Genomic DNA, 8,985 nt, shown 5'->3' with positions numbered 1-8,985 from the left:
CCGCGATGCTGCAGGCAAGGGCGGTACGATCAAGCGCTTCATGGAACATCTCAACCCCCGCTTCGCCCGCGTCGTGGCGCTGAACAAGCCGACGGATGAGGAGCGCGGCCAGTGGTTTTTTCAGCGTTATATCGAACACCTGCCGACCTCGGGTGAAATGGTTTTCTATGATCGAAGTTGGTACAACCGGGCCGGGGTTGAGCGCGTGATGGGGTTCTGTTCGCCTCCCGATTATCTTGAATTCATGCGTCAGGCGCCGGAAATGGAGCGGATGCTCGTCCGTTCGGGGATACGGCTTTACAAATACTGGTTTTCGGTCACGCAGTCCGAGCAGCGCCGCCGCTTCAGATCGCGGGAAACGGACCCGCTGAAGCGCTGGAAATTGTCGCCTATCGACAAGGCGTCGCTCGACAAATGGGACAATTACACCGAGGCGAAAGAGGCGATGTTTTTCTATACAGACACCGCCGATGCGCCCTGGACCATCATCAAGTCGAACGACAAGAAGCGGGCGCGGCTGAACTGCATGCGCCACTTCCTCGCCTCACTCGATTATCCCGGAAAGGATCACGATGTGGTCCGCATGCCCGACCCGCTGATCGTCGGCCGGGCGACCCATGTCGTGCACGGGGCGGATCATATTTTTGGTGCGTCCATGCATCCCGACATGCGCCGGTCGGATGCAAAGCCGAAGACCGCGCCTGCCTCCGTTGCATCGGCGCAGCGTTCGGGCGGAAATGGCAAGGCCAAGCCCGGAGCGTAGGCGTCCATTGCGGTCGGTGCCCTGCTGGTTAGGCTTGTCCTAATCGCGGATGACAATAGTATTTCTTGTGATCCGCCCTCGGCTGGACGACGTTCCGACAAGCGCACAGGACAAGCCCACCGTTGTCACTCTTCCCGATGATGACCGGATGCGGTCCCTGCTGGCCGGGCGGACGGTTCTGTATGGACCGGACACCGTCTGGACTGCGGTACAGTCTGTGCCGATGGATGAAGGGACGAGGATGCAGGATTTCCCGGTCGAGACGGTCGAGGTGCTGGTGGTCGGTGGCGGTCAGGCGGGCATCGCCATGAGCGAGCATCTGGGCCGTAACGGCGTGTCACATCTGGTGCTTGAACGGCACCGCATTGCCGAACGCTGGCGGTCAGAGCGCTGGGATTCTCTCGTCGCCAATGGCCCGGCCTGGCATGACCGCTTTCCGGGGTTGGAGTTCGCCGCGACCGATCCGGATGCCTTTCCGGGCAAAGAGGCGGTGGCGGATTACTTTGTCTCCTACGCTGAAAAGATCGGCGCGCCGATCCGTTGCGGCGTTGAGGTGACCGAGCTGCGCCGCATTTCCGATCGGACGGGGTTTCGCGCCGAAACTTCGGCTGGGGCAATTGAGGCGACCTTCGTGGTTGCCGCCACCGGTCCGTTTCAGCGCCCGGTCGTGCCACCTATCATCCCTGCGAAAGAGGGGCTGACCCAAATCCATTCCAACGCCTACCGCAATCCCGGCACCTTGCCCGAGGGTGCCGTGCTGGTTGTCGGCGCGGGGTCGTCGGGCGCGCAGATTGCCGAAGAACTTCTGGCGGCAGGCCGGCAGGTCTATCTGTCGGTCGGGCCGCATGACCGACCGCCACGGTCCTATCGCGGGCGGGATTTCGTCTGGTGGCTGGGTGTTCTGGGCAAATGGGATGCCCCGGCACCCGCGCCCGGAACCGAACATGTGACCATCGCGGTCAGCGGTGCGAATGGCGGCCATACGATGGACTTCCGGCGACTCGCCGCGCGGGGCATGGTGCTGCTTGGGCGGACGGAAAGCTATGCGGGCGGGCGGCTGACCCTCGCCCCTGACCTTGCCGATAACCTTCAGCGCGGGGATGCCAACTATCTTTCGGTGCTGGATGAGGCCGACGTCTATATCGACCGGAACGATCTGGATCTGCCCGAGGAACCCGAAGCCCGTATTATCGGACCGGACCCGGATTGCGTCACGACCCCCATTTGCGATCTTGACCTTGCCGCTGCGGGCATCACCACGGTCATCTGGGCCACCGGTTACGCGCCGGACTACAACTGGCTGCAGGTGGATGTGTTCGACGAACGCGGCAGGCCAAAGCATCAGCGCGGCGTGTCGGCGGAACCCGGGCTCTGCTTTCTTGGTTCACCCTGGCAGTCGCGCCGGGGGTCGAGCTTTATCTGGGGGGTCTGGCACGATGCCAAACATCTGGCGGATCATATCTGCACGCAACGCAAATATCTGGCATATGCTCCGTCCGTGCCGGATCAGTGCCCGGCAGTGCCTTTGAGGAAGAGGGGGTAGGCGATGGCCAAGGATGCAAAAGACCCGAACCCGGTCGACGCCCTTCGCGCCACGACCAGCGTGCCCTTCGAACAGGCCCGCGCAATGCCGCCCGAAGTCTACACATCGGAGGCGTTTCTGGCGAAAGAGCTGGAGCTGGTCTTTGCCCGCGAATGGTTTTGCGTGGGCCGCGCGAGTGCGATGGCAAAGCCCGGCGACTATGTCAGCGCGGAACTGGCCGGTCAGCCCATCGTCGTGGTGCGCGATGCGTCGGGCGGGCTCAGGGCGATGTCGAATGTCTGCCTGCACCGCATGTCGACGCTGCTGCACGGGCGGGGCAATGCAAGGTCCATCGTCTGCCCCTATCACGCCTGGACCTACAACCTTGACGGCAGCCTGCGGGGCGCCCCGGCGATGACGCTGAACGAGGGCTTCTGCAAAACCGACTACGCCCTGCCGCAACTCAGCTGCGAGGAATGGCTGGGCTGGGTCTTCGTCTCGCTGAACCCCGATGCCACACCGGTGGCCGAAGAGCTGACGGGTGTGGAAAAGCTGGTCGCGGGTTATGACATGACCAACTACACCGAGGCCTTCTTCGAAGAACATGTCTGGGACACCAACTGGAAGGTGCTGGCCGAGAATTTCATGGAAAGCTATCACCTGCCGGTCTGCCATGCGGGCACGATCGGCGGGCTTTCCAAGCTGGATGAGATGGTCTGCCCGCCGGGCCTGCCCGCGTTCAACTACCACACGATCCTGAAGGACGAATCCCTGCGCATCGCCATGGCGCATCCGTCGAATACCCGCCTGAAGGGCGACGCCCGCCGCACGACCTTTCTGCTGGCGATCTATCCCTCGCTTCTGATCACGCTGACGCCGGGTTATTTCTGGTATCTGTCGCTGCATCCGAAAGGGCCGGGGCAGGTCCATATCCGGTTCGGCGGCGGCATGTCGGACGATTACAAGGACGATCCTGACGCGCAGCAGAATTTCAACGATCTGAAAACCCTGCTCGACGATGTGAATGTCGAGGATCGCGGCTGTACCGAAAAGGTGTTTCGCGGGCTTTCCTCCGACCTCGCCCGGCCCGGCCATCTGTCGCATCTGGAGCGGCCCAACTTTGACTTCGCCACCTATCTTGTCTCAAAGGTATCCCAATGACTGCGATGTCCTCTCCCGACCTGCAGGGTCGGTTGCCGTGGTTTCTTGACGGATTGCGGCAGACGGCCGCCTTGCCCGCAGACCGGCCCTCGGGCCTGCACGGGGCCTATTACACGTCGCCTGAACTGTTCGAGCTGGAAAAGGCGACGCTTCTGCGCGATGGCTGGCATTGCCTTGGCCGCGCCGATGAGATCCCCGAACCGGGCGACTATTTCGCGGCGCGTCTCTTGGGCGAACCGCTGATTGTCATCCGGGGCGATGACGCGGTGATCCGGGTCTTCGCCAATGTCTGCCGCCACCGGGGCATGCTGCTGGCCGAGGGGCGGGGCAATGTCAAACGTCTGATCTGTTCCTATCACGCCTGGAGTTATGGTCGCGATGGCGGCCTTCTGCGCGCCGCCCATATGGACAATGCCGGGTTCGACCGGGCCAATTGCCGGCTGGCAGAGTTTTCCTGCGAGATCTGGCAGGGCTTCATCTATGTCAGTCTTGCCGACACGCCCCGGCCGCTGGCGGAACAGCTTCAGCCGTTGGCCGAGGTGCTGGACCCCTATGAAACCAGCGATTTCCGTGTCGTGCATTCCGCCGAAGAGGACTGGCAGTGCAACTGGAAATGCCTCGTCGAGAATTTCATGGAAGGCTATCACCTCTCGGTCGTCCATCCGACAACCCTGCGCGGCTATACGCCGACCGAGCTTTGCACCAAGGGGCCCTCCGCCCCGGCCTTCACCAGCTACAATGCGAACTATCCCGACGGCATCCCTGCCCGCGGCAAGGGCGCGCCGGGGCTGGATGACCGCCAGCGCCAACGCTCGTTTCTATTCAACGTCTTCCCGACGCAGGTCGCCAGTCAGGCGGCAAGCCTTCTGGCGTCGCTCAGCCTGCAACCCATTAGCGCGGATTGCGTCCATGTGCGCTGGACGCTGTCGGTCTATGGCGACGATCTCGATGCGGACACCATCGCTCAGCGCATCGCGCTCTGGACCGAGGTCAACCGCGAGGACCGGGAGAAGCTGGAAAAGCTGCAACTGGCCTTGGGGTCATCCCGCGCCGATCCCGGGCCCTTGGCGGGCGATAATTTCGAAGGCACGATCCGCGACTTCCACCTCTATCTTGCCGGGGCGTTGGCCCCGGCCATTCCGGTCTGACAAGGAGCCATCCATGGCGCATTACCGCCACCGCAAGTTCAACACCAAGGATACCTATCCCGAACAGAAGCTCGACAATGACCTTTGTCAGGCGGTGGTCACCCAAGGCGGGCGCACGATCTATCTGCGCGGCCAGTGCCCGCAGGATCTGGACACCGCGCAGAATATCGAGAGCCACGATCCGGTCGAACAGACCCATAAGGTGATGCAGAACATCAGGCAGCTGATCGAGGAATGCGGCGGGCAGATGGAGCATCTGGTGAAGGTCGTCGTCTACATCACCGATGTGCGCCACCGCGAGGCGGTCTATCGCACGATGGGCGAATATCTGAAGGGGGTGCATCCGGTCTCGACCGGGCTGGTGGTGCAGGCTTTAGCCCGGCCGGACTGGCTGGTCGAGATTGACGGCACCGCCGTGATCCCGGATGAGGCACCATGACCTTCTCGCTCGTCGCCCGCTGCGACAGGACCGGCATGTTCGGGGTTGCAATCTCCTCCTCCTCGCCCGCCGTCGCCGCGCGCTGTTCCTATGCCCGTGCGGGCGTGGGGGCGGTCGCCTCGCAGAACGTCACCGACCCGACGCTGGGGCCGCTGACGCTTGACCTGATGGAAAGCGGGATGAGTGCGGGTGAGGCAGTGGCCGAGGTGAAACGGCAGGGCAGATTCATCGAGTACCGGCAGGTGCTGGCCGTCGATAGCAGCGGGGCGACGGCGATCCATTCCGGGCCGAATTCGCTGGGCATCTGGACCGAGGCGCAGGCCCCGAATGTCGCTTCGGGTGGCAACCTTCTGGCCAATGACGGCGTGCCGCAAGCCATCGTCGATGGGTTCCTGTCGGCGACGGGCCATCTCGGTGACCGGCTGATCGCGGCGATGCGCGCGGGCCTTGCCGCGGGGGGGGAGGCGGGACCGGTGCATTCGGCGGGCATGAAGCTGGTCGACAAGGTCGCCTGGCCCGTCGCCGATCTGCGCTGCGACTGGACCGAGGATTGCCCGATCGAGGCCGTCGCCACCGCATGGGAGGTCTACAAGCCTCAGCTTGACGCCTATGTGCAACGCGCACTCGATCCCCGTGCGGCACCGTCCTACGGCGTGCCGGGCGACGAATGAGCAGGCTTGCCTCCCGCCTGGTGACAGGGGAATAATCAACCATGCCCCTGCGCTTCACGCTTCGCCAGCTCGAATATTTCGTCGCCGTGGGTGAGGCGGGATCGATTGCGGTTGCGGCGGACAGGGTCAACGTGTCCTCGCCCTCCATCTCGGCGGCCATAGGCCTGCTTGAGGCCGAATTCGGCCAGCAGCTTTTCATACGCAGACACGCGCAGGGCCTGTCGCTGACCGGGCCGGGGCGGGAATTTCTCGATCAGGCCAAACGTGTTCTGTTCGAAGCGGATCGGTTTACCCTGTTGGCGAATGGAATTTCGGGCGACGTGAGAGGGCCCTTGCGGCTCGGCTGTCTTCTGACCTTCGCGCAGATGATTGTGCCGCCCCTCCGCCGCGCGTTCGAACAGCTTTACCCCGATGTGCGGGTCAGCCAGTCCGAGCTGAACCAGCAACAGATATTCGACCTGATCCGGGGCGGGGAACTGGATATCGCCCTGACCTATGATCTGGAAATTGCCACGGATCTGCAGTTCGTGCCGCTGGCAAAACTCGCGCCCTATGCGATGTTTCCCGTGACCCATCCTCTTGCCGATCGTGCAGAGGTGTCGGTGGAGGAACTGAAGGACCACCCGATGGTCCTGCTCGACCTGCCGCTCAGCAGCGCCTATTTCCTGTCCTTCTTCAAGGCGGCCGGGGTCCGGCCAAGGATCGCCGAACGGACCCGCGACATTGCGGTCATGCGCGGCCTTGTCGGGAACGGGTTCGGTTACGGTATCGCCAATATTCGCCCACTTCACGAAACCTCGCCCGATGGCAAGCCGCTGCGTTTTGTCCCGTTGACCGGCCGGGTCAGGCCGATGGTCATGGGGCTGGTGATGGCCGAAGGGGCAGGGAGTGTTCTGACGGTAAAGGCCTTCATCGACCATTGCCGCCAGATGATCACCGATGAAAACGTACCGGGCATTCAGATGGGCCAAAGGGCGACCGCTGGCGGCGCCCCCCGCCAACGTGAGGGCGAGCGATGACCCGGACGCTGGAAATCCTGGACCGCCTGATCGCCTTCCCAACGGTCAGCGCCGACAGCAATCTGGCTATGGTGGCGTTCATCGAAAGCGTTTTGGAAGCGGCGGGGGCCAAGGTGCATCGCATCGGCGATGCCACCGGGGCAAAGGCCGGTTTGTTCGCGCGGATCGGTCCAGATGATCGTGCGGGCGTGATGTTGTCGGGCCATACCGATGTGGTGCCGGTGGCTGGGCAGGCATGGTCGGCTGATCCGTTCCGGCTGCGGGCTGATGGCACCCGTCTTTATGGTCGTGGCACGACGGATATGAAGGGGTATCTTGCCTGCATGCTTGCGGCGGCCGAGCGGGCGGCGAGGATGCCATTGGCCGAGCCGCTGAAGCTTGCCTTTTCTTGGGATGAGGAGGTCGGCTGCCTTGGCATTCCGCAGATGCTCCCGTCCTTGGACGCGACGATAGGCAAGCCGCAGCTTTGCATCGTCGGGGAACCGACATCGATGCGGATCGCGCTGGGCCACAAGGGCAAGGTGGCCTTGCGTGCCACCTGTCACGGCATGGCCGGTCATTCCTCCATGGCGCCCGATTTCCTGAACGCCATCCATCTGGCAGCGGATTTCGTCGCCGGGCTGCGGCGTCTGCAAGCCGATCTGGCGACGACCGGTGCACGCGATGCGGGCTATGACATACCCTATGCGACGGTTCATGCCGGGCGGATCAGTGGCGGCACTGCGCTGAACATCGTGCCGGATCGGGCGGTGGTGGATTTCGAATACCGTTATCCCGCCAACCAGCCGACCGGTGAGATTGAGAATGCCCTCACCGCCCTGACCGACGCGGTCGCAGCGCTCTATCGCGATGTCTTCCCCGACGCGCGGGTGGAGATCGAGGTGGTGAATGCCTATCCCGGGCTGGGTATGCCGCCTGATCATCCGGCGGTGGCATTGATGCAGTCACTGATGCCCGGGGCTGGCATGACCAAGGTCGCCTTCGGCACCGAGGCAGGCCATTTCCACGCGGCGGGGGTGCCGGTGCTGGTCTGCGGGCCAGGATCGATGGAGCAGGGGCACAAGCCCGATGAGTACATCGAAGCGTCGGAACTGGCTCGCTGCGACGCAATGTGCGACCGGCTGCTGGATCACCTCTGCGGCCGGGCGTAAGCGGCACGCCCCCGCGCGCCGTCCGGGGTCAGAACGGCAGTTTCATGTCAGCGGGCAGGCCCAGACTTTCATAAAGCCGCTTCATCTCTTCCTGGCTGCGGTCGGCGGCCTTTTTCTGGGCGTCCTTGATCGCAGCGACGATCAGGTCCTCGACCACTTCCTTCTGGGTCGGATCGAAGATCGACGGGTCAATGTCGAGCGCCTTCAGCTCGCCCTTGGCCGAGCAGGTCGCGGTGACAAGCCCCGCGCCGCTTTCGCCAACCACGTTGATCCGGTCGAAGCTTTCCTGAAGCTCGGCCATCTTGCCCTGCATCTCCTGCGCGGCTTTCATCATCTTGGACATATCGCCAAGCCCACCGAGCCCGCCCAAACCTTTCAGCATCGTTCTCTCCCTGTCCGTCAGTCGGGAGTGAGGTAATACCCCGACGCCGGGATCGCAAGGAGGGCAATGGCCTCATCCGGCGACGAAGAAGGTCGGGAATGAGCCCGGCGCGCTTCGCGCTTGATTCCGGGCGAAGGGGGCGTCGCGGGTGTTCGCAACGTCCCGGCAAAATCCTGAGATTCATGTCCGGTCGGGCCACGATACCGCGCTAGCCTTCCTCGAACGGGTCCCATTCGTCCTCGACCTCGGGCAGGGCCTCCGCCTGCGCTTCAGCCTGAACCTCGTCGGGTGTTCTGATCGCGGTGATGCTGGCCTTGGGGAAGGCCGCGAAAACCGCCTGTACCAGAGGATTTCCCCTGGCCTTCTCGCGGGCTGCGTCTTCGCGGGCGTTGCGTTCTTCCGCGATGGTTTTCGCGCCGCCTTCCGAGACGACCGAGACACCCCAGCGCACGCCAGTCCAGCTTTGCAGGCGCTGGGCCAATGTGGCCGCCAGATCGCGCGGTGCGTCCGGGGTCGGTTCGAACTCGATCCGGCCCGGTGCGTAGTGGACGAGGCGGATATGGCTTTCGACCTCCAAGAGCAGCTTCACATCGCGGTTGGCGCGGATGAGTTCGACGACCGCCGGGAAGCTCGCATAGCGGGCGAGCGCCACCTCTGGATCGCGGGCGAGCGCCGTTGAGGTGCCGTTGCCGCTGGGGGTGGCAGACAGGCTGGCGCGCGGCGCTGCAT

At 63.6% G+C, this 8,985-nt stretch carries 9 protein-coding genes and 1 pseudogene; 8 read left to right on the top strand and 2 right to left on the bottom strand.

Annotated features, from left to right (window positions below; all coding sequences use genetic code 11):
- The 8 genes from ppk2 to argE form a co-directional block, all read left to right on the top strand.
- A partial coding sequence (ppk2, locus tag WBB85_RS06370) for a polyphosphate kinase 2 (RefSeq protein ID WP_432637788.1) occupies window positions 1–763 on the top strand: 763 nt, incomplete at its 5' end.
- A gap of 241 nt (window positions 764–1,004) precedes the next feature.
- Entirely contained in the window at window positions 1,005–2,306 is a 1,302-nt protein-coding gene (locus tag WBB85_RS06365) for a flavin-containing monooxygenase (protein ID WP_432637789.1), read from the top strand.
- A 3-nt stretch (window positions 2,307–2,309) separates the two neighbouring features.
- A complete protein-coding gene (locus WBB85_RS06360) occupies window positions 2,310–3,446 on the top strand; it encodes an aromatic ring-hydroxylating oxygenase subunit alpha (RefSeq protein ID WP_432637787.1) in 1,137 nt (378 codons plus the stop codon).
- Window positions 3,443–4,594 carry an aromatic ring-hydroxylating oxygenase subunit alpha gene (locus WBB85_RS06355; protein ID WP_432637786.1) on the top strand — a complete coding sequence of 384 codons (1,152 nt, stop codon included), beginning with the start codon at window positions 3,443–3,445 and terminating at the stop codon, window positions 4,592–4,594. The genes WBB85_RS06360 and WBB85_RS06355 overlap by 4 nt, the downstream gene beginning before the upstream one ends.
- A 13-nt stretch (window positions 4,595–4,607) precedes the next feature.
- A complete protein-coding gene (locus tag WBB85_RS06350) occupies window positions 4,608–5,033 on the top strand; it encodes a RidA family protein (RefSeq protein WP_432637785.1) in 426 nt (141 codons plus the stop codon).
- Window positions 5,030–5,704 carry a DUF1028 domain-containing protein gene (locus WBB85_RS06345; RefSeq protein WP_432637784.1) on the top strand — a complete coding sequence of 225 codons (675 nt, stop codon included), beginning with the start codon at window positions 5,030–5,032 and terminating at the stop codon, window positions 5,702–5,704. The genes WBB85_RS06350 and WBB85_RS06345 overlap by 4 nt, the downstream gene beginning before the upstream one ends.
- Window positions 5,705–5,745: 41 nt before the next feature.
- On the top strand, window positions 5,746–6,723 hold the full coding sequence (locus WBB85_RS06340; RefSeq protein ID WP_432637783.1) for a LysR family transcriptional regulator: 978 nt from the start codon (window positions 5,746–5,748) through the stop codon (window positions 6,721–6,723).
- Window positions 6,720–7,874, top strand: coding sequence for an acetylornithine deacetylase (argE, locus tag WBB85_RS06335; RefSeq protein WP_432637782.1), 1,155 nt, complete (start codon window positions 6,720–6,722; stop codon window positions 7,872–7,874). Before WBB85_RS06340 ends, argE begins: the two co-directional genes overlap by 4 nt.
- Before the next feature lie 28 nt (window positions 7,875–7,902).
- Here argE and WBB85_RS06330 read toward each other — a convergent pair whose 3' ends face one another.
- Both WBB85_RS06330 and WBB85_RS06325 read right to left on the bottom strand, forming a co-directional pair.
- Entirely contained in the window at window positions 7,903–8,256 is a 354-nt protein-coding gene (locus WBB85_RS06330) for a YbaB/EbfC family nucleoid-associated protein (RefSeq protein WP_432637781.1), read from the bottom strand.
- A gap of 208 nt (window positions 8,257–8,464) precedes the next feature.
- A pseudogene (locus WBB85_RS06325) lies at window positions 8,465–8,985 on the bottom strand (DNA polymerase III subunit gamma/tau); the annotation flags it as partial.

This window comes from Albidovulum sp. (genome assembly GCF_049646345.1).
Taxonomy (GTDB): domain Bacteria; phylum Pseudomonadota; class Alphaproteobacteria; order Rhodobacterales; family Rhodobacteraceae; genus Albidovulum.
Note: the sequence above shows the minus strand (reverse complement) of the source record. Positions and strands in the feature narration are given on the sequence as shown.

Coding starts and splice junctions, on each gene's coding strand:
- WBB85_RS06365 (WP_432637789.1), top strand. CDS start 1,005: ATGCAGGATTTCCCGGTCGAGACGGTCGAGGTGCTGGTGGTCGGTGGC.
- WBB85_RS06360 (WP_432637787.1), top strand. CDS start 2,310: ATGGCCAAGGATGCAAAAGACCCGAACCCGGTCGACGCCCTTCGCGCC.
- WBB85_RS06355 (WP_432637786.1), top strand. CDS start 3,443: ATGACTGCGATGTCCTCTCCCGACCTGCAGGGTCGGTTGCCGTGGTTT.
- WBB85_RS06350 (WP_432637785.1), top strand. CDS start 4,608: ATGGCGCATTACCGCCACCGCAAGTTCAACACCAAGGATACCTATCCC.
- WBB85_RS06345 (WP_432637784.1), top strand. CDS start 5,030: ATGACCTTCTCGCTCGTCGCCCGCTGCGACAGGACCGGCATGTTCGGG.
- WBB85_RS06340 (WP_432637783.1), top strand. CDS start 5,746: ATGCCCCTGCGCTTCACGCTTCGCCAGCTCGAATATTTCGTCGCCGTG.
- argE (WP_432637782.1), top strand. CDS start 6,720: ATGACCCGGACGCTGGAAATCCTGGACCGCCTGATCGCCTTCCCAACG.
- WBB85_RS06330 (WP_432637781.1), bottom strand. CDS start 8,256: ATGCTGAAAGGTTTGGGCGGGCTCGGTGGGCTTGGCGATATGTCCAAG.